Genomic DNA, 19942 nt, shown 5'->3' on the forward strand with positions numbered 1-19942 from the left:
GGAGGATCCGGTCGTGCGGCTGTCCCTCGTACACGCCAGATATCAACTGCTGGAAACGTTCCGGATCCCGATCGCGATCGTTGGCAGCGCCTTCTTCCCGGCCGCGTCGATGCTGTTCTTCGTCGTACCGTTCAGCGGGAACGACCCCGTCGTCGCCACCAACGCCACCGCCGCGATGGTCACCTTCGCGGTGATGAGCACCAACATCTTCCAGTACGGCATCGGGGTGGCCGAGGATCGGGCCCAACCCTGGGACCCTTACCTGCGGACGCTGCCCGCCGGCGCCGCTCCCCGGTTCGCCGGCCGGATCCTCGCCGGCCTGGCGATGACCATGCTGTCGCTGATCCCGGTGGTGGTGATCGCGGCGGTGGCGACCGAGGCGAGGGTCAGCGGTCCGGCGTTCCTGGCCGCGCTCGGCACGACCGTCATCATCGCCGTCCCGTTCACCCTGATGGGGCTCGCCATCGGGTACTCCCTACCGAGCAAGGCCGCGATCGTGGTCGCCCAGATCCTCTTCTTCCCGCTGGCCTTCGGGGGCGGTCTGCTCTTTCCGCCCGGCCAGTCACCCGGGTTCATCGAGACGATCGCCCCCTACCTGCCGACCCGGGGCGCGGCGGAGCTGATGTGGGCGTCCGTCGGGGACTTCGCGGTCAACCCGCTGTCGCTGGTCATGCTCGGCGTCTGGATCGTGGTGCTGGCCGCGATCGCCGGCTGGGCCTACCGGCGCGACGAGGGCCGACGGTTCAGCTGAGGGTACGGCGGTCCGGCCGGGACCCGGGAGGTCCAAAAGGGACAGAAACACGACACTCCGACGACGTCGGCCGAATATCCGTCAATTCGTTGCACCGTAACGGTTTCAGGCCGTCAAGCCGCACGGATCCCGACCGAGAACATCCACGCCGACAAGTGTCCATCAAGATTTCCGCAAGGTTCTGATCATGCCGGTCGATCCGGTCCACAACCATGGTTCAGTGTGGCTGCGCCGGCCGCGACCGCGGCGGCGACGCGGCCCTGCACCGTGGTCGCGAGGCTTGAATCCGGAGGATGTGCCCCCATGCGGAAGACCTCAATGATGAGTTCGCCCGGCAAGAAGATCGCCGCCGTCGTCGTCACTCCCCTGCTGGCGTTGACGACCCTCCTGCTCACCGCGTCCCCGGCCTCCGCCGCACCGACGACGCGGTGCTCCGCCTACCAATACCAGTCGGCGCCGGCGGCCACCAACGTCGCGATGAAGACGTGTGTGGTGAAGAACGGCAACTCGCGTTACGCGTACATCCTGATCGAGCAGGCCAGGGCGTCCAGCGGATCGACCTGGGACCTCTTCAAGGTGCACGCCCGGCTGGAGCGCAACGACGTCAACAAGGCCACCAAGTGGTGCGACTTCACGGACTCGATGAACCGGTACCAGAACCCGAGGCTCAAGTGCACCACCGCGACGGTCTCGTCGTCCACGGCCGGTGGCTGGACCTCCGACGGCGTCATCAACTTCAACTTCGACCTCGACGGTCTCGGCGACAAGTCCAGGGCACTGGGTGGTTCGCCCAGCGTGAGCTGAGCACGACACGTCACGCCGTGATGGGCGCCTGCGACCACGAGTCGTACGGCGCCCATCACCGTCTTTGCGATCCTTCCACCGGCAGCTTTTCTTGTCTTGACAGATCTAATTGTCGGTGACAGGGTTACTGGCATCACGGAGGACATCGGAAGGACAAGAACCATGAGGAAGCTGATCGTGACCGCGTTCCTGACCCTCGACGGCGTCATGCAGGCCCCGGGCGGCCCCGGAGAGGACGACGACAACGGCTTCGCGCACGGCGGGTGGATGGTGAACTACTGGGACGATCAGGTGGCCCAGGCGATGGGGCAGACGATGGGCAAACCCTTCGATCTCGTCCTCGGCCGCAGGACGTACGACATCTTCGCCTCGTTCTGGCCGACCGCCTCGGAGGAGGAGGGCGCCAAGCCCCTTAACGACGCCACCAAGTACGTCGCCTCGCGCGGCCGCCCCACCCTGAGCTGGGCCAGGTCGGTCCTGATCGAGGGGGACGTGGCAGAAGGCATCGCCGCCCTCAAGCAGGAGGACGGGCCGGAGTTGCAGGTGCACGGCAGCGCCAACCTGATCCAGACGCTGCTGCGGCACAACCTCGTCGACCAGTTCCACCTGCTGGTCTTCCCCGTCGTCCTCGGATCGGGCAAGCGCCTGTTCTCGGAGGGCGCCATCCCCGCCGGGCTGAAGCTCGTGCACAGCAAGGTCTCCACCAGCGGGGCCATGATCTGCACCTACGAGCCGGCCGGCGCGATCGTCCCCGGGACCTTCGGCCAGGACTGACCGGCGCTGGACTACCGCTGGCCGCTACGGCGGGCCCGGACCGGGACGACGAGTGGACCATGTTCACCGTCGATCACCCGGACCCGGGCCCGGTAGTGCACGGCAAGCAGTTCGTCGGTCAGCACCGCGCGGGGCGGCCCGTCGGCAACCACCTCGCCGGCCGCCATCAACACCATCCGGTCGGCGTACTCCCCGGCGACCGAGAGGTCGTGCATGGTGGCCAGCACCGTCAGGCCGTGGTCGGCGCGGAGCTGGTCGACGAGTTCCAGCACCTCCTGCTGGTGTCCGATGTCCAGCGCACTCGTCGGCTCGTCGAGCAGCAGCAGCGAGGCGCCCTGGGCGAGCGCCCGGGCCAGGAAGACCCGCTGCCGCTCACCACCGGAGAGCGTCGACAGGGCCCGAGCGGCGAACCCGGTCAGGTCCAGCCGGTCGAGTACGTCGTACGCGACCGCCAGGTCCGCCGCCGACTCCCGGCCCAGCGCCGGGATGTACGGAGTCCGGCCGAGCAGTACGTAGTCGAGTACCGCCATCCCGGCCGGTACGACCGGGGACTGGGCCACCGTCGCCACGATCCGGGCCCGGTCCCGGCGCCGGAGCCGGTTGATCGGCGTACCGAAGAGGGAGATCGCCCCGGTGCCGGCCGGCAGCAGGCCACCGACCGCGCGGAGCAGGGTCGACTTGCCGGCGCCGTTGGGCCCGATCACCGTCACCCACTCGCCGGTCGCCACCGAGACGTCGACACCACTCAGGATGCGCGCCCCACCGAGGGTGACACCGAGCCCGGTCACCTCGACGGCGACGTCGGCCCGCCCGGTCACCTCGCCCGCCGCATCGCTCCGCCCCGCCGCGTCGTTCCGTCCGGTCATTCCGACACCCGCTTGGTGGTCCGCAGCACCAGCGCGAAGAACGGCCCGCCGAGCAGCGCGGTGACCACGCCGATCGGAATCTCGGACGGCGCCGCGACCGTACGGGCGGCCAGGTCGGTCAGGGCCAGGAAGGCACCGCCGAACAGCACCGAGAGCGGCAGGACGGCCCGGTAACTGGACCCGGCCAGCATCCGTACGGTGTGCGGAACGATGATCCCGACGAAGCCGATCAGCCCGGACACCGAGACCGCGGCGGCGGTGCCCAGCGAGGCCGCGGCGACCAGCAGCAGCCGGGACCGCTGCGGATGCAGTCCGAGGCTGCTTGCCTCGTCGTCGCCAAGCGCCAGCACGTCGAGTTCCCGGCGGTGCAGCAGCACGACGGCGGCGGTGACCACCGTGTACGGCAGCATCAGCAGCACGTCGTGCCAGCCGGCGGTGGCCAGCCGGCCGAGCATCCACGAGTAGACCTCCTGGATGCTCTCCGCGTCGCGTTGCAGCAGATAGGTCTGCCCGGCGGCGAGGAACGCGGAGACCGCCACCCCGGCCAGGATCAGGGTGGCCGGCGACCGGTCCCGACCACCGGCCGCGCCGAGCAGGTACGTCAGCAGCACCGCGCCGAGCGCGCCGACGAACGCGGCCAGTGGAATGGTGACCGGAAGTCCGACCGTGACGTCCGCGCCGGTGACCCCGCGCGCCACGATGACGGCGGTCACCGCCAGGCCGGCTCCGGCGGCCACCCCGAGCAGGTGCGGATCGGCCAACGGGTTCCGGAAGACGCCCTGGTAGCAGCCGCCGGCCAGGGCCAGCATCCCGCCGACGAGCAGCCCGAGCACCACTCGGGGCAGTCGCAGCTCGGTGACGATCGCCACCTCGCGCTCGTTCAGTCCGCTGTGCAGGTGCACTCCGGGTACGAGGTTCAGCAGCTCGATCGCGACACTGCCCGGCGGCAGGCTGACCGGGCCGAACGCGATCCCGGCGATCGCGCTGACCAGTACGGCGGCGAACCCGGCGACCAGCCAGCGCCGCCGCAGTCCGGCGGGCCGGACCGGCCGGCCGCCCCGGATCGACCGACCGGGCGCGGCCGGCTCCCCGGGACGTACCGGCGTGCCTGTGGCACCGGGGGTGCCCGCTGTGCTCAAGCGGGGACCTTGGCCACCGCGTCGACGATCGCCCGGAGCAGGTCGACGACCCGGGGTCCCCAGCGGGAGGCGATGTCGTCGTCGAGCGCGACGATCTGGTTGTTCTTCACCGCCGTCACCCCGGCCCAGCCCTTCCGGGCCTTGACCGTCTCGGCGGACTGCTGGCAGCACTTGGTGTCGGCCAGGAAGACCAGGTCCGGGTTGGCCTTGATCAGCGCTTCCTCGGACAGTTGCGGGTAGCCGCCCTTGGCGCCGTCGGCGTCCGCCGGGTCGGCGATGTTCGTCAGGCCCACCATCGCGAACAGCGATCCGACGAACGTACTGCTGGTCGCGGAGTAGTACTCCGGGCCGAGTTCGTAGAAGTAGGTCAGCTTCGTCGACCGTTGCGGCAGGTCCTTGACCAGCTTGCCGACGTCGTCCTTCATCCGCTGGACCAGGTCGGCCGCCGGGTCCGGATGGCCGGTGAGCGTGCCGAGGTCGGTGATCTGCCGGTACGTGTCGTCCAGCGTCTTCGCGGCGGGTGCCAGGTAGTACGGGATCTTCAACTGGGCGAGCTGGTCCACGATCTTGTTCAGGTCGTTGGTCAGCACCACCAGGTCCGGGTTCTTCGCGGCGATCGCCTCGGCGTTCGGGGTGAACGCGGAGAGGTCGGTCTTCGGCGCGTCGGCGGGGAAGTTGGAGTTGTCGTCGACGGCGGCGACCTGTTCGCCGGCCCCGATCGCGAAGAGCATCTCGGTGGCGCTCGGCCCCAGTACGACGATCTTCTCGGGGCGCTTGTCGAGGGTGAGCGCGCCCACCGTGACCGGGAAGGTGGCGGCGGCGCCACTGGCACCCGTACCCGGCTCCGGGGCGGGATCGTCGGCGCAGGCCCCGAGGGCGAGCGCGGCCGTGGTCAGCACCACGGTCAACAACCTGGGCGTACGTCTTCTCATGGGTCCTCCTGTCGGGGAGAGGTCTGGTGCTCCGCCGACAGGTACCGGTGCCCCCGCCCACGGGGCGCCCTTCCTCGAAGGCGCTATCCGCGACCGTGCCGCAGGCGACCTGGCTTATCCTCCGCTGGTCGCGTCGCGTGTGCCCGGGGGGGATCGACGAGTGCGGGAGGTATCACAGTTGCGGGACAGCGCCGGTTTCGCACCGGCTTCGCTGCGGGGTGGTCGGAGGAAACCGTAGCGCATCCGCGTCGTCACCCGTCAGTGGCATCGCGCCATCCGCCGGACGTTCCCGCTGATCACGAGCCGGGTGCCCTCGGCCCACCCCACCCGTGAACGTGCCCGCCCGCCACTGCGGTCAGCCGATGGGCATCGTTACCGGGGCTGCCGGGTAAGGCGGATCCATGCAATCGGCACAGTCAGACACGGACGGAGACGCGGGAACCCGAGGATGGTGGGAGCGGCGCCTCGATCCCGACCGGTCGTTGGGGCTGCGGCTGACGCTGACCGCCACCGCGGCGGGGCTCGTACTGGTCCCGTTCTCGGTGCTGGCCATCCTCGTCATCTCGGCCTGGTGGCCGCTGCGCAACGTCGACCAGGGCATCGCCGAGACGCTGCACGAACACGCCCTGGCGAACCCGGGTTGGGTCTCGGCGACACAGATCTGGACCGACGCCTTCGGCCCGGGACCGCTACGGGTGGCGGTTCTGGCGGTGGCGGCCTGGCTGTGGTGGCGAGGTGCCCGCCGGGTGGCGCTCTGGGCGGTCACCACGATCGTGGCCGGCGGAGTGTTGGGCGCCACCCTGAAACTGCTCTTCGGCCGGAACCGGCCCGAGTTGCTGGATCCGGTGTCCCACGCGCCGGGCTACTCCTTTCCGTCCGGCCACGCGCTGACGGCGGCGCTGGCGTCCGGCGTACTCCTGTTGGCTCTGCTGCCCTTCGCCGACCGGGTCGGCGACGCCGCCCGGCGCCGCGCGGCCCGGTGCGGGTTGTGGGTGGCCGCCGTGACGGTGACCGTGCTGACCGGGTTGAGCCGGATCGCGTTGGGCGTGCACTGGTTGAGCGACGTCCTGGGCGGCTGGGTGCTCGGCGCCGCCATGGTGGCGGCCACGACGGCGGCGTTCGCCACCTGGCGTGGGCACGTCGGCCGCCGCCCGACCTCGCCGATGACCGAGGGCGTCGTCGAGGAGGAGGGCATGGTCGACGACGAGGGCGAGCCGCGGCCCGAGCCCGCGGCCCACCCGCAGGCGTAGCCGGAGCCGGTATCGGGTAGCAAGGCGTGATGTCCCTTGCTGAGATACCCACGGTGCTCCGGCAGGCCGCCCTCCGGCTCGTGCTGCCGACCGCCGTCCTCTACGGGGTGATGGTGGGCCTGGGACTCCTGGTCACGAGGGTGCTGAACGACGTCTGGCCGCTCACCGCCGAGGATGCGGTCAACCGGCGGTTCGAGGCGGAGCGGGACGGCACGCTGAACGCCGTCTCGCTGGTCTTCAGCACAATCGCGAGCACGTCGGCGGTCGTCGCGGTCACCGCGCTGGTGGCGATCGTCCTCGCGCTGTCCGGCTGCCGGTGGCGGGAACCGATGTTCCTGATCGGCGCGGTGAGCACCCAGGCGCTGATCTTCCTGCTCACCACGATGGCGATCGACCGGACCCGCCCGGCGGTCGAGCACATGGACACGTCGCCGCCGACGTCGAGCTTCCCCTCCGGCCACACCTCGGCGGCCGTCGCCCTCTACTGCGGCCTGGCGCTGGTGCTGGCGGCCCGGGCCCGGCGTACGCCGGTCAAGGTGGCCTGGTGGTCGCTGCTGGTGGCGGTGCCGGTCGGCGTCGCGCTGACCCGGATGTACCGGGGGATGCACCATCCCAGCGACGTGATCGGATCGTTCATCAACGCCGGGACCTGCCTGGTCATCATGGCGCGCGGCGTCCTGGACCGGACGGTTCGCTGGGGACGCGGCCACCTCCCGGGCAGACGACCGGCCGGCCGGCGCCAGCCCAGCACCTCCGCCGCCTGAGCGGCGCCGCCACCGGCGTGGCGGCCAGGCTCCGGCCCGGCGTGGCGGCGTGGCCGGGCGGGTGGGACGCCAACCGGGCAGGCTCCTCGTAGAATCCCCCGGGTGACTTCTCCGACCGACCAGCGGACCGACGACGCGTTGGGAGTGCTGCGCCGGGTCTTCGGCTACGACACCTTCCGGGACAACCAGCGGGAGATCATCGACCAGGTCGTCGGTGGCGGCGACGCGCTGGTGCTGATGCCGACCGGTGGCGGCAAGTCGCTCTGCTACCAGATCCCCGCGCTCGTCCGGGACGGGGTCGCGGTCGTCATCTCGCCCCTCATCGCGCTGATGCAGGACCAGGTCGACGCCCTGACGACCCTCGGCGTACGGGCCGGGTTCCTCAACTCGACGCAGGACTTCGAGGCCCGTCGGCTGGTCGAGTCGGCCTTCGTCGCCGGCGAACTCGACCTGCTCTACCTCGCCCCGGAGGCGCTGCGGACCGAGTCCGTGCTCCGGCTGCTCGACCGGGGCAAAATCGCGCTGTTCGCGATCGACGAGGCGCACTGCGTCGCGCAGTGGGGCCACGACTTCCGGCCCGACTACCTGGCGCTGTCGTTGCTGCACGAGCGGTGGCCGGCCGTACCCCGGATCGCGCTGACCGCCACGGCGACCCCGGCGACCCATGCCGAGATCGCCGCCCGGCTGAACCTCGGGGACGCCCGGCACTTCGTGGCCAGCTTCGACCGGCCCAACATCCAGTACCGGATCGTGCCGAAGCGGGAGCCGAAGAAGCAGCTCCTCGACCTGCTCCGGACCGAGCACTCCGGCGACGCCGGGATCGTCTACTGCCTGTCCCGGGCGTCGGTCGACAGGACCGCCGAGTTCCTGGTGCAGAACGGGATCCCAGCGCTGCCGTACCACGCCGGACTCGACTCGGGCACCCGCGCGGCCAACCAGCACCGGTTCCTGCGCGAGGACGGTCTGGTGATGGTCGCGACGATCGCCTTCGGGATGGGGATCGACAAACCCGACGTACGGTTCGTCGCCCATCTCGACCTGCCGAAGTCGATCGAGGGCTACTACCAGGAGACCGGTCGGGCCGGCCGCGACGGTCTGCCGTCCACCGCCTGGCTGGCGTACGGGCTCCAGGACGTCGTACAGCAGCGCAAGATGATCGACAGCTCGGACGGTGACCGGGCCCGGCGCCGGGTGCTCGCCGCGCACCTCGACGCCATGCTCGCGCTCTGTGAGACGGTGCAGTGCCGGCGGGTGCAACTGCTCGGGTACTTCGGTCAGCAGAGCGCCGGCTGCGGCAACTGTGACACCTGCCTGACCCCGCCGGAGTCCTGGGACGGAACCGTGGCGGCGCAGAAACTCCTCTCCACCGTGCTGCGCCTGCACCGCGAACGCGACCAGAAGTTCGGAGCCGGTCAGTCCATCGACATCCTGCTCGGCCGCAAGACGGAGAAGGTCGCCCAGCACCGCCACGACACGCTCAGCGTCTTCGGCATCGGCACCGAACTGACCGAGTCCGAGTGGCGCGGCGTGGTCCGGCAACTGCTCGCGCAGGGACTGCTCGCGGTCGAGGGCGACTACGGCACGCTGAGCCTCACCGAATCGAGCGGGGACGTACTCGGCAAGCGGCGTGAGGTGACGATGCGGCGGGAGGCGCCCCGGGCGGCGGGCGGCTCCCGGACGTCGAAGCCGCGCACCGCCGGGTCCGCCGTCGTCGTCGAGCTGTCCCCGGAGGCCGAGCCGGTGTTCGAGCGGCTGCGGACCTGGCGCGCCGCGACCGCCAAGGAACAGGGCGTTCCGGCGTACGTCATCTTCCACGACGCGACCCTGCGCCAGATCGCGGCCGAGCCTCCGGCGACGCTGACCGACCTCGCCCGGGTCAACGGCGTCGGGGAGAACAAGCTCGCCAAGTACGGCCAGCAGATCCTGGACACACTCGCGGTGTGACGCCGGTCCGGCCGGCATCGCGAGGCTCCGCTTCCACCTGGTCGTTTCGGATTCGTCGGTAAGAACCCGGCTGCTCCACGCACTACTCGTGACGGCGTACCTTCCCGCACGAGGAGCTGGAGCCTGTGACAGATGCCGATGCAAGCCGGCGCTTCACCGCGATCTACGACGCGCACCACCGGCAGGTGTACGCGTACGCGGTGAGCCGCGCCGGACGTGAACACGCCGACGACGTGGTGGGTGACACCTTCCTCGTCGCCTGGCGCCGGCTGGACGAGATACCGGCGACACCACTGCCGTGGCTGCTCGGCGTCGCCCGGAACGTGGGGCGTGAGCGGTACCGCGACGAGGTCCGGCAGTCAGCCCTTGCCACCGAGCTGCGGGCCTGGGTCCGGGAGGCGGACGAGGACGTGGCCGAGGGCGTCGCCGACCGGGCGGCGGTACTCGTCGCGCTTGCGCGGCTCACCGAGGACGACCGGGAGTTGCTGACCCTGACGGCCTGGCACGGGCTCTCCGCCCGGGATGCCGCGCGGGTCGTCGGCTGCTCGACGGCAACGTTCTTCGTCCGACTGCACCGGGCCAGGAAACGGCTGCGGGAGGGCATGAGCGATGCCCAGCAGGTCGACCGTCAACCCGCCAGGACCACTCTCGCCGAGGAGTACAGCCGATGAGCAACCGACCCGATGTGATGAAGCTGCTGGCCGAAGCCCGACCCCGCCGCCTCGACCCCGAACCGGGCAGCCGGATCGACCCGATGACGATCACCACGTATCCGCGTTCGGGCGCGGGTCGCCGGCGGGCCGTGCCGCGCCGCCGTCTCGTCCTGGCCGGCGCGCTGCCGATGGCGGCCGCGCTGACGGTCGGCGCGCTCGTGCTGACCAGCGGGGGCGGCGCCGCGCCCGACCGCCCCGTTCCCGGCGCGACCGGACCGTCGGCCGCCGCGCCGGCCGAGCCACGGTCGGCGCGGGAACTGCTGTTGGTCGCCGCCGAGCGGACCGGCACGGAGAAGTCGGATGCCGGACGCTACTTCGTCCGCAGTCAGGAGCACGGCGAGCGCAAGGAGGTCGACTCGGCGAAGGGCCGGTACGGCGTCGCGGTGCGCTCGCGCATCGAGCGGTGGCAGGCCACCCGTCCCGGTGACCAGAGTGTCGATCTCTTCCAGAGCATCGGGTTCGTTCCAATCACCCCGGCCGACGAGGCCGCCTGGAAGGCCGCCGGTTCGCCCACCCGGTGGACCGAGCCCGCGCCAGCTGGACACGCCGACATCGTCCACCACGCGACGGCCGGGCCCAGGTCGGTTCAGGTGATCCCCGCCGGCCGCGACCTGCACCTCGCCGGCCAGCCGGTCAGCGCCGCCGAGCTGGCGGCCCTGCCGGCCGACCCGGCGGCGCTGAAGGCGGCGCTGACCACCCGGTACCGCCGCAGCGGCGGCACCGAAGACCTCCGGCAGGCCCTGTTCTTCGCCGGCCGGGACCTCGTGGCCGGGCTGCCCGCCCCGTCCCGGGTACGCGCCGCCGCCTACCGCATGCTCGCCGACCTGGATGGGGTCGACTTCCTCGGCCGGGTGACCGACCGGGAGGGACGGTCCGGCATGGCGGTCGCCCACACCCGTCGGGGCGACTCCGTGTGGGGCCAGACGCGGCTGATCATCGATCCGCAGACCGGGCAGGCCCTCGCGGAGGAGAGCTGGAACCTTGGCACCGGCCGGAAGGCAGCAGCCAGCGGAACGCTGATGGGATGGACGCTGCTGCTGCGCGCCGGTTACACCGACGAGACCCCGCCGAGCAGCTAGACCGATCACACCAAGGACGGTTGCGGGCCGGGCGGACGCTCGGCCCGCAACGCCTACCGCCGGTCGCCGATGTTCACCGTCATCCGGGAGTCAGCGCCCCGGCCGTAGCGGGGATCGCTGCCCCTGACGAGTACGGAGTGCTCGGTGACGGTCGCGTGGTAGAGGCGGAACTGCCCCGGTGCCCGCAGCTCGTCGACGCCGATGCGCTTCGGCTCGGGCAGCCGGCTGTTGAAGAGGACGGCGAGCCGGTCGACGTCCTCGTCCGGTACCTCGGTCGCGCTGGCCCTCAGGTAGACGGCTTCGGCGCCACCGATGGGCGAGTGGGTGTCGTAGATCGCGATGCTGATCTCGGGGCGTACGGCGATGTTGCGGGAGTGCTGGGTGTCGGGTGAGGACACCCAGTAGAAGTCGGTGTAGCCGTCCGGGGTGTAGAAGACGGGGCTGACCCATGGGGTGCCAGCGGGGTCGGCGGTGCCGAGGGCGAGATAGTTGTTGGCGTCGATCACATCTCGGGCGATCTCGGCGAGTTCAGGCATTCTCGCCGCCGTTGAGCACGCGGTAGGTCAGGTGCTCGGCGGTGGCGGTACGGATCGAGTCGGTCAGTTCCAGCCGGGCGGTGATGGTGGTGGGCCTGGGGCTCATCTTCCCTGCTCTTTCATCCTGTCGAGGACGGCGTCGAGCCGGCGGTGGCGCTGCTCGACGGCCAGCCGACGGTCCTGCCGTGCGGTGGCCAGCAGCGGGGCATCAGGTGAGCAGGCGACGGCGGTAGCCCTCGGCCACCGCCGAGGCCCGATCACGAGCGCCGAGTTTGTCGTAGATGTGTTGCAGATGGGTCTTGATGCTCGCTTCGCCGATGAACAACGCTGTAGCGGCCTCTCGATTCGAACTGCCGTTCGCGACCAATTGCAGCACCTCCTTCTCTCGATCGGTCAGTGTGCCGGCGCTGGGCCTCCGAACCTGCTCCATGAGGTGCTGCGTCACCGACGGCGCGAGCACCGACTCTCCACGCGCGGCTGCACGGACGGCTCGCATCAGTTCGTCGGGCAGCGCATCCTTCAGGAGATAACCGATCGCACCCGCCTCGATCGCCGGCAGGACGTCGCTCTCGCTGTCGAAGGTGGTCAGGATCAGCACCCGGGCACTCGGGGCCCGTTCGCGCAGGGCCGCGGTCGCGGCGACGCCGTCCATCCCGGGCATCCGAAGGTCCATGAGTACGACATCCGCTGCCAGTACCTCCGCACGCTCGATGCCCTCGGCGCCGTCACCGGCCTCGCCGACCACGACGATGTCCTCGACGCCCGCAAAGGTGTCGCGAAGGCCGCCCCTCACGATCGGATGGTCGTCGACGATCAATAGTCGAATCATCGGTCGGTCTCCTCCTTCGCTCTCGCACCCCCGGGAGTGATCGCCGGAACGCGCGCACTGACGGATGTCCCTTCACCCGGTGCGCTCTGCACCTCTACGTGACCGCCGACGCCTCTGATGCGCTGGCGCATGCTCGTCAGGCCGAAGCCGGTGCCGACCCCTTTCGCGAACCCGCGGCCATCATCCCGCACGTCCAACAGCACTTCGATGCCCGTGTACGACAGCGTGACACCGACGCGCGAGGCCTCCGCGTGCTTCGCCACGTTGGTCAACGATTCCTGCGCGACCCGGAAGAGCGACACCTCGATCGCCGGGCTCAGTGGCTCTCGGGCGCCGGTGACCTCCACCTGCGCTCTGATCCCCTCGTCCTGCGACCATCGCTCGGTCAGCGTGCGGAGCGCGTCGGGAAGGTGCGCTCTGGCGAGTTCCTGGGGAGCGAGCGCCCGCACCGACCGTCTGGCCTCGGTCAGGCTGCTGCGCGCGAGCCGAAGTGCACGCGCAACGTGCTCTTCGGTCTCGCCCTGCACCGTCGCGGAACGCTCCGCGGCCTGGAGTTGCGTGATGATGCCGGCGAGACCCTGGGCCAGGGTGTCGTGGATTTCGCCGGCCATCCGCTGCCGTTCGTCCTGGGCTCCGGATTCCCGGGCCTGGGCGACCAGTTGGGCATGGAGCCCGGCGTTCTCGTGCAGTGCCGCCTCGAGTCGCTCGACGAGCTTCTCCCGCTTGCGTTCTTCCGGTTCGCTTCGCGCCGTGAGCAGGATTCCCACCCCGATCGCCGCGGTCTGCACGGCGACGATCAGGATGAACTCCGCGAGCGTCTCTGGGGTCGGGTTCGCCCACACTCGCATCGGCGAGCCGTTGAGGGCCACGGAGGTGGCCAGGACTCCGAGCACCCCCACCGGCCATGGCTTGAGCAGGTACGCGTGGAAGAAGCCCGCGATGGTGAAGACGAGGAAAATGTCGGAGTACGTCATGAGGGTGACGCACAGTGCCAGCAGTCCGACGAAGTAGATGGCGTTCGGCCCGGGCCGGAGCGTCCTCCTTTTGATCGGCAGTGTGTGCCCGAACAGCACCCACAGCGCCGAGACCGTGACCAGTCCGAGGACGGACGTGCCCTCGGGCCAGAAGCGTTCACCGGAGGCCGGAAGCACCCACGAGAAGTAGATCGCCGTCGAGATCGTCAGCAGCAGCCACGGTGTGAACAGCTGTAGCAGGTCCCAGACCCGCAGTTGCTCCTCTTTCCAGGCCAACCGGGAGCGATTCGCGATCTCTGCTTCTTCCGCGATGGCGGATTCGTGGGTACTGGAGCCCGGGCGCTCACCGGGCCCGGCATCTCGGCTCATCGTCCCCTACTCCCAGCGGAAGAGCTTCGCGGCGACCGCGCTCGCGATCACTGCGATACCCGCCATTATGGCAATCTGCAGCCAGAAGGGCTGCCCACCGGCGGTGGCGGTGATCTCGCCCGCTTCGGCGGACCACGCCGCGGTGAGAGCCTGCAGCCCGGGCGGTATGAACTCGCCGACCTCGCGCAGCAAGTCGGGCATGAGGACACGGGGCAGGAAGGCCCCGCCGAAGAACATCAGCGCAACGAACAGGAGGGTGCCGATCTGGTTCGCGGCACCGCTCGTGCGGACCACCGCCGCGGAGATCATGCCGAGCCCGAGCAGTGCCGCATAGCCGACGATGAAGGCGACGACGAACTCCAGGGGCCGCGTGGGCGGCGCGATGTCCAGCACCGCCCACGCGACGAAGATCATGAGTGCCGCGGAGACGACCACGGAGGCGAACGCGACGATCATCTGCGCGAGCAGGACGCTCCGCGGATGCGCAGGAGTGGTCGACAGCCTGCGCAGGACGCCGCGCTCACGATACGTCGCGATCACCGCAGGGATGTGCTGCACGGCGATCATCACCATCCCGAACACCAGTGCGGTCGGCGCCCAGATGTCGATGGACCGGAGCCCGCCGGTTTCCGGCGACGACTCTCTGAGTGCCGGGATGGCGCCCAGCCCGAGCAGGAGTCCCGCCGGGAACAGCACACCGAAGCTGACGGTGGCAGAGTCTCGGAGGAGGAGTTTCGTCTCGACCTTGATCATGTTCGCAAGAGCAGGCATGGGTCAGCCTTCCTTCTGGAGGAGTTCTGGGGATTGCGGGGCGCGGCCCGTAAAGGCCACGAACGCGTCATCGAGGTTGCGCTGGTCGACGCGGAGGTCTTCCGCCACGACCTGCGCCCTGGCGAGAGCCCCTGCGACGCTGCTCAGAAGCTGTCCGCTGCCGGTGACCCGCCAGCGGCCCTCGGTGATCTCGACATCGGTCACGTCGCGAAGCTCTGTCAGGACACTCCTGTCGAGCGGCTGCCGTACCCGGAACCGGACCTGCTGCACCGCGCTCGCCTGCGCAATCAGCCCTGCCGGCGTATCCACTGCGGCAACCCGGCCACCATCGATGACGGCGATCCGGTCGCACAGGCGCTCCGCTTCATCCATGAAGTGCGTGACCAGGAGGATCGTGACGCCCGTGTCACGAACCCGCTCAATGAGGCTCCAGGTGTCCCGCCTCGCCTGCGGGTCCAGTCCCGTCGTGAGCTCGTCGAGAATCGCGACCTTCGGGTCGCCGACCAGAGCGAGCGCGATCGAGAGCCGCTGCTTCTGTCCGCCTGAGAGAGCCTTGTACCGCGTGTTGCGCTTCTTGGTGAGATCCAGGAGCTCCATGAGCTCGCGCCAATCGGCGGGTTCCCGGTAGAAGGAGCTGTAGAGCTCGAGCGCTTCGGCGACCTTGATCGCGTCCGGGAAGCTGCTCTCCTGCAGTTGCACGCCGAGTCGCTCACGCACCTCCGCGCGATTCTTCTTCGGGTCGAATCCCAGTACGGAGATCGAGCCCGAGTCGGGCGTTCGCAGGCCGGCGATGCTCTCGACGGTTGTCGTCTTGCCGGCGCCGTTGGGCCCGATGATGCCGAAGATCTCCCCCTCTTCAATGGTGAGAGAGACATCGTCGACGGCAATGTGCTGCCCGTAGCGCTTGTGCAGATTTCGTACTTCTATTGCGGTCATGCGGCGAAGTTACGGGCGCACCGCACCCCGCCACGTCGACCGTCGCGTCTGAGCTCGGGTTGATTCGCGCCTCCACCGTTCGGTGGATCTTCAGCACCTTGCGGAGCGCCCGAAGCCCTGTTGGTGAGCCGAGTCGGGCTGGTGGTGGCGACGCCGCCGGTAGTTCGCGGCCAGCGCCAACACGAGCGGTCCCCACGCCAGCAGCGGCAGATAGTACGGCCACACGTCCCAGCCGGGCGGCGGATGCCCGGTGTCGTCCGGCCCGATCAGCACCGGCCCCTGGTCGACGACATCGAAGGTCAGGTTGAACACGAGGTACAGGCACAGCGTGATGAGCAGCGAGCCGCCGATCAGCGCCGGTATCGTCGCCGCCCTGACCGGTACCGTGCGGCCGCCGAGGCCGGGCACCCAGCCGGGAATCCGCTCGCCCCAACGCTGCACGAGGCCGAGGGTGAGCAGCCCCAGCCCCATCGAGAGGATCGAGAGCAGCAGGAGGTACCAGCCGCCGTCGGCGAGGGTGAAGCCGTCCCGGAACAGCAGGGTGACGCGCCAAACCGCCGACGGCAGTATGCAGAGCGGCACGGCGTACGCCGCCCAGACTGCCCAGGCCGGGGCTGCCGTCGAGTGTTGACCCGTAGATGCCTGCCTCATGGTCCCCCCAGTTCTTCGGTCTCGGGAGTCATGCTCACGGACCTGGGGAAGTCTCACTTCACCCTGCGGAGGCAACCGCATCCCCCGTGCCGGGGAGTGTTGGCGGACGGCAACGCGCAGAGCGGCGGCTCGGTTCCGTACGACGCGAAGGGCCAGCCCCAGGAAATCTACTTCTGGGGTTGGTCCGGCGACTGATCGTGGCCTCCGGCCACCCCCGACGGGGCAGCCGGAGACCACGGACGGGCGGAGACGATCAGGAACTGGTGATCGTCACGTTGTCGACGGCCGCCTCGACCAGGCTCGCCCCGGAGGCGTCGGCGGCCTGGACCAGGAGCCGGACCGACTGCCCGGCGTACGCGGACAGGTTGGCGGTGGCGGTCGCCCAGGAGCCGTTGCGGTTGCTCGCCGCACCGGCCTGGTTGAACACCTGGGTCGTGCCGCCGTTGTGCACCACGCTGACCCGGAGGTAGTCCGCGGACGAGGCGTTCGACCCGTGCGCGAGGTACCAGGCCAGGGAGAGCGTCAGCGTTCCGCCGGCCGGCAGGGTGATCGCCGACGACTGGGCGCTGGTCACGCCGCCGTCCAGGTCGTAGTCACCGGCTGACGTGCCGGCGAGCCGACCGGTCACCAGGTCGTTGCTGCCGGCGTACGGGGCGAGTTGCTTGGCGCCGCTGGAGGTGGTCGCCTGGGCCGTACCCCGTTCGAAGGCGCCGGAGGTGGCGGTGTCCGTACCCGATGGGTTGATGGTCCAGCCGGTCGCGGTCTCGAAGGTGTCCGACCAGACGGTGGTGCCACCGCCCCCGGTGCCGCAGTAGGTGGCCTGCAACCCGACCGCCCGGTACGGACAGTCGGCGTACTCGCTCAAGATCAGCACCGCCTCGCGGTTCCGGGAGGTCTGCGCCGGGATCACCTCGTCGGGCGGGTAGAAACCGCCGCCGCCGGCCGAGCCCGGGTACATCTCGAAGGTGTACGCGAAGATGTTGTGGGTCGCCCACATCCAGTCCAGGCTGTCCCCGTCGGTGATGTAGAGGTCGCTGGACTGTTCCGGGGTGTAGTTGTTGGTGGCCGCCATCTGCTGGCCGAGGGTCCGGAACGTCCGTTCCTGGTCGGCGTTCAGCCCCGGCCCGGTGTTGGCGGTGGTGTAGCCGTACGGCCAGAGCACCAGCTGCGAGTACGTGTGGAAGTCGATGTTGGCCTTGATCTGCTGCGTACCGCCGACGACCCGGCTGTTCACGAAGTCCCGCAGCCGCTGGGTCTCCGGCGCGGAGAACGCCGACGGGCCCCGGTACGTCTCCGAGGAGGTCGTGCCGGACGAGCCGCCGCAGCAGCCCCAGTTGTAGCCCCAGTTCCGGTTCAGGTCGGTGCCGACGTTCGACGAGCCGCTGTTCGGCTGCCGGTTCTTCCGCCAGGACCGGTACGAGCCGGTCGCGATGTCGTACTCGCTGCCGTCGGGGTTGACGGTCGGGACGATCCAGATCTCCCGGGTGTTGACGATGTTGGTGATCCGCGAGTCCGAGCCGTAGCTGTCGGTGAAGAGGTTCAGCAGGTAGATCGCCATCTCCACGGTCAGGTGCTCCCGGGCGTGCTGCTGGGAGTTGAACAGGATCTCCGGCTCGTTCTCGTCGGTCGCGACGTTGTCGGAGATCTTGATGACCGGCAGGTCGCGGCCCTCGTACGAGGTTCCCATGCTGGTCCGGCGGGCGATCGTCGGATGGTCGGCGACGACCTGGTTGATCACCGCGTTCAGCTCGGCGTAGTTGTGGTACGCGGAGTCGGCCGGCGGGAAGTCGAGGATCCCGACGTCGCCGTTCGGCGCTCCCCGGTCCGGTGGCGCCGGTACCGCCGCCACCTCGAAGCCGAGTGCGGTGATCGCCTTGACCTCGGCGGCGGTGGCGGTCACGTGCAGCACGCCGTGCTCGACGTAGTCGATCGAGGTACCGGTGCGGGCGACGGCGTTGCGGTCGTCCAGGGTGCGCGGACCGAGCACCCGGTACTCGGCGGCGCTGGCCGGTTCGGCGTCGGCGGTCAGGTCCGGCTGGGCGCTGGCGGCGACCGGGCCGGTGACGGCCGCGAGCAGTCCGATCACGACGGTGCCGGCGAGTACCGCCATCCGGCGCGGAGTGGTCCGGCCCGAGATGGTGGGCCGGGCGACGGTCCGGTGCCGGGTCGACAGCCGGGACATCAGGGTGCGGAAGGGCATGAAAACCTCCTGGGGGTAGGGAGGATCCCGCTGGGTAGTGCACACTGCACCATCCGTTCCATGGTCATATCAATATTGATCACTCCGCACCCCATGCCAGTCTGACCCTCCTCCCGGCAAAGATTTTCTTAGCTCGAAGCTCTGGCGAAAGTTCCTGCCGAGCGGAATAGTGACGACAGGACAGGACCCCGACCTTCGTCCCCGCGGAGCTTCGATGGCCAGACCCCCGTTTCCGACCAGCCGGCGGGCGTTCGTCACCGCCGGCATCACCACCCTCGCCCTGCTCGGCACCGCCGTCCCGGCCGGAGCCAGCACCGTGACCCAGACCGGCAAGCGGCCGATCAGTCACGACGAGCAGATCACCTACCAGGACTGGTCCAGCTACGCCGACTGGCGTGGCGGCAGCCACCAGGGCACGGTCGCGATCCCCGGCGTCCGTACCGGGATCACCATGCTGCGGCCGGCCGGCACCACCGAGTACGCCGACCCGCACACCGGCACCACGAAGACCTGGGCGTACAGCACCTGGACGTCGCCGGTCACCTCGGTCGGCTTCGACGCCAGCGAACTGGTCGCCTCGTGGAACGCCGACACCCCCGCCGGCACCTGGATCCAGATCGAACTACAGGGCACCTACAACACCGGCGACCAGACCCCGTGGTACGTCATGGGCCGCTGGGCCTCCGGCGACCAGGACATCCGGCGGACCACCGTCAACCGGCAGGGCGACCCCTGGTCGTCGATCTGGACCGACACCTTCTCCATCGACGACGTGGCGAACGGGGTGATGCTGCGGGCGTACCAGCTGCGGTTGACCCTCTACCGCGCCCCGGACACCTGGCGCGCCCCCCGGGTCTGGATGCTCGGCGCGATGAGTTCGATGGTGCCGGACCGGTTCACCGTGCCGGCCAGCGCCGGCCGGATCGCCTGGGGCCGGGAGCTGCGGGTGCCGACCTACTCGCAGAACGTCCACTCCGGCCACTACCCCGAGTACGACGGCGGCGGCCAGGCCTGGTGCTCGCCGACCTCCACCGAGATGGTGGTCGAGTACTGGGGACAGAAGCCGTCCGCCGAGGACACCTCCTGGGTGAACCCCGACTATCCGGACCACACGGTCAACCACGCCGCCCGGATGGTCTACGACTACGCGTACGAGGGTGCGGGCAACTGGCCGTTCAACACCGCGTACGCGGCCTCGTTCCCGGGGCTGGACGCGAAGGTGACCCGGCTGCACTCGCTCGACGAGGTGGAGCACTTCATCAGGGCCGGCATCCCGGTGATCACCAGTCAGTCCTTCCTGGCCGAGGAGCTCGACGGCGCCAACTACGGCACCGCGGGACACCTCTTCGTGGTGGTCGGCTTCACCGCCGACGGTGATGTGATCATCAACGACCCGGCGTCGTCCAGCAACGACGTGGTCCGCAACGTCTACCAGCGCGAGCAGTTCGAGCAGATCTGGCTGCGTACCAAGCGGACCAATGCCAGCGGTGGGGTCTCCAGTGGATCGGGTGGGATCGCGTACCTGATCAAGCCGTGGTGGAAGCCCTGGCCGAAGCTGCCCGGCTCGACCAACTGGTAGCCACCTGAGAACTGCCCTGGGGAGGAACATCGGCCCCGTACCCGGTCAACGTCGCCCGGGTACGGGGCCGATCTCGTGCGC

General features: G+C 69.8%; 20 protein-coding genes and 1 riboswitch. Of the genes, 10 read left to right on the forward strand and 10 right to left on the reverse strand.

Features of this window, described 5'->3' with window-relative positions; all coding sequences use genetic code 11:
• Window positions 1–13 precede the first annotated feature (13 nt).
• The 3 genes from H4W31_RS06585 to H4W31_RS06595 all read left to right on the forward strand — a co-directional run bounded on the left by H4W31_RS06585 (window position 14) and on the right by H4W31_RS06595 (window position 2329).
• A complete protein-coding gene (locus H4W31_RS06585; RefSeq protein ID WP_192765837.1) occupies window positions 14–751 on the forward strand; it encodes an ABC transporter permease in 738 nt (245 codons plus the stop codon).
• Window positions 752–1054: 303 nt separating this feature from the next.
• Window positions 1055–1555, forward strand: coding sequence for a hypothetical protein (locus H4W31_RS06590; protein ID WP_192765838.1), 501 nt, complete (start codon window positions 1055–1057; stop codon window positions 1553–1555).
• Window positions 1556–1717: 162 nt separating this feature from the next.
• Entirely contained in the window at window positions 1718–2329 is a 612-nt protein-coding gene (locus H4W31_RS06595; protein ID WP_192765839.1) for a dihydrofolate reductase family protein, read from the forward strand.
• 11 nt (window positions 2330–2340) lie between these two features.
• On the opposite strand, the gene H4W31_RS06600 is transcribed toward H4W31_RS06595, so the two are convergent.
• From H4W31_RS06600 to H4W31_RS06610, 3 genes are all read right to left on the reverse strand, one after another.
• Entirely contained in the window at window positions 2341–3195 is an 855-nt protein-coding gene (locus H4W31_RS06600) for an ABC transporter ATP-binding protein (RefSeq protein ID WP_192765840.1), read from the reverse strand.
• Window positions 3192–4259 (reverse strand): FecCD family ABC transporter permease, encoded by a 1068-nt coding sequence (locus H4W31_RS06605; protein WP_192771893.1) that lies wholly within the window; start codon window positions 4257–4259, stop codon window positions 3192–3194. The genes H4W31_RS06600 and H4W31_RS06605 overlap by 4 nt, the downstream gene beginning before the upstream one ends.
• A 71-nt stretch (window positions 4260–4330) precedes the next feature.
• On the reverse strand, window positions 4331–5266 hold the full coding sequence (locus tag H4W31_RS06610; protein WP_192765841.1) for an ABC transporter substrate-binding protein: 936 nt from the start codon (window positions 5264–5266) through the stop codon (window positions 4331–4333).
• A 108-nt stretch (window positions 5267–5374) separates the two neighbouring features.
• Window positions 5375–5473: riboswitch (cobalamin riboswitch) on the reverse strand.
• A 194-nt stretch (window positions 5474–5667) separates the two neighbouring features.
• On the opposite strand from H4W31_RS06610, the gene H4W31_RS06615 reads away from it, so the two are divergent.
• The 5 genes from H4W31_RS06615 to H4W31_RS06635 all read left to right on the forward strand — a co-directional run bounded on the left by H4W31_RS06615 (window position 5668) and on the right by H4W31_RS06635 (window position 11016).
• Window positions 5668–6516 carry a phosphatase PAP2 family protein gene (locus H4W31_RS06615; RefSeq protein WP_192765842.1) on the forward strand — a complete coding sequence of 283 codons (849 nt, stop codon included), beginning with the start codon at window positions 5668–5670 and terminating at the stop codon, window positions 6514–6516.
• Between the two features lie 29 nt (window positions 6517–6545).
• Window positions 6546–7280 (forward strand): phosphatase PAP2 family protein, encoded by a 735-nt coding sequence (locus tag H4W31_RS06620; RefSeq protein WP_192765843.1) that lies wholly within the window; start codon window positions 6546–6548, stop codon window positions 7278–7280.
• A 102-nt stretch (window positions 7281–7382) separates the two neighbouring features.
• Window positions 7383–9224, forward strand: a complete 1842-nt coding sequence (gene recQ, locus H4W31_RS06625) for a DNA helicase RecQ (protein WP_192765844.1) — start codon at window positions 7383–7385, stop codon at window positions 9222–9224.
• A 125-nt stretch (window positions 9225–9349) separates the two neighbouring features.
• Window positions 9350–9895 carry an RNA polymerase sigma factor gene (locus tag H4W31_RS06630; protein WP_318783057.1) on the forward strand — a complete coding sequence of 182 codons (546 nt, stop codon included), beginning with the start codon at window positions 9350–9352 and terminating at the stop codon, window positions 9893–9895.
• The gene (locus H4W31_RS06635; protein ID WP_192765845.1) at window positions 9892–11016 is read left to right on the forward strand and encodes a CU044_5270 family protein; all 1125 of its coding nucleotides are present in this window, start codon (window positions 9892–9894) and stop codon (window positions 11014–11016) included. The genes H4W31_RS06630 and H4W31_RS06635 overlap by 4 nt, the downstream gene beginning before the upstream one ends.
• 53 nt (window positions 11017–11069) lie before the next feature.
• Here H4W31_RS06635 and H4W31_RS06640 read toward each other — a convergent pair whose 3' ends face one another.
• The 6 genes from H4W31_RS06640 to H4W31_RS06665 all read right to left on the reverse strand — a co-directional run bounded on the left by H4W31_RS06640 (window position 11070) and on the right by H4W31_RS06665 (window position 16082).
• Window positions 11070–11552: a pyridoxamine 5'-phosphate oxidase family protein gene (locus H4W31_RS06640; RefSeq protein WP_192765846.1), complete on the reverse strand. Its 483-nt coding sequence runs from the start codon at window positions 11550–11552 to the stop codon at window positions 11070–11072.
• Window positions 11553–11760: 208 nt separating this feature from the next.
• A complete protein-coding gene (locus H4W31_RS06645; RefSeq protein WP_192765847.1) occupies window positions 11761–12381 on the reverse strand; it encodes a response regulator in 621 nt (206 codons plus the stop codon).
• Window positions 12378–13724 (reverse strand): sensor histidine kinase, encoded by a 1347-nt coding sequence (locus H4W31_RS06650; RefSeq protein WP_225945418.1) that lies wholly within the window; start codon window positions 13722–13724, stop codon window positions 12378–12380. The genes H4W31_RS06645 and H4W31_RS06650 overlap by 4 nt, the downstream gene beginning before the upstream one ends.
• A 6-nt stretch (window positions 13725–13730) precedes the next feature.
• Window positions 13731–14477 carry an ABC transporter permease gene (locus H4W31_RS06655; protein WP_192765848.1) on the reverse strand — a complete coding sequence of 249 codons (747 nt, stop codon included), beginning with the start codon at window positions 14475–14477 and terminating at the stop codon, window positions 13731–13733.
• A gap of 21 nt (window positions 14478–14498) precedes the next feature.
• Window positions 14499–15431 carry an ABC transporter ATP-binding protein gene (locus H4W31_RS06660; protein WP_192765849.1) on the reverse strand — a complete coding sequence of 311 codons (933 nt, stop codon included), beginning with the start codon at window positions 15429–15431 and terminating at the stop codon, window positions 14499–14501.
• 90 nt (window positions 15432–15521) lie between these two features.
• The gene (locus tag H4W31_RS06665) at window positions 15522–16082 is read right to left on the reverse strand and encodes a hypothetical protein (RefSeq protein WP_192765850.1); all 561 of its coding nucleotides are present in this window, start codon (window positions 16080–16082) and stop codon (window positions 15522–15524) included.
• Between the two features lie 30 nt (window positions 16083–16112).
• On the opposite strand from H4W31_RS06665, the gene H4W31_RS06670 reads away from it, so the two are divergent.
• Entirely contained in the window at window positions 16113–16277 is a 165-nt protein-coding gene (locus H4W31_RS06670; RefSeq protein WP_192765851.1) for a hypothetical protein, read from the forward strand.
• A gap of 58 nt (window positions 16278–16335) precedes the next feature.
• Here the strand turns inward: H4W31_RS06670 and H4W31_RS06675 are convergent, their stop codons facing one another.
• Complete coding sequence (locus H4W31_RS06675) at window positions 16336–18219, reverse strand: M14 family metallopeptidase (RefSeq protein ID WP_404825697.1); 1884 nt, start codon at window positions 18217–18219, stop codon at window positions 16336–16338.
• A 277-nt stretch (window positions 18220–18496) separates the two neighbouring features.
• Here H4W31_RS06675 and H4W31_RS06680 point away from each other — a divergent pair, with 277 nt between their 5' ends.
• Window positions 18497–19861 (forward strand): C39 family peptidase, encoded by a 1365-nt coding sequence (locus H4W31_RS06680; RefSeq protein ID WP_192765852.1) that lies wholly within the window; start codon window positions 18497–18499, stop codon window positions 19859–19861.
• The last annotated feature ends 81 nt before the right edge of the window (window positions 19862–19942 follow it).

Source organism: Plantactinospora soyae (assembly GCF_014874095.1).
Lineage (GTDB): Bacteria > Actinomycetota > Actinomycetes > Mycobacteriales > Micromonosporaceae > Plantactinospora > Plantactinospora soyae.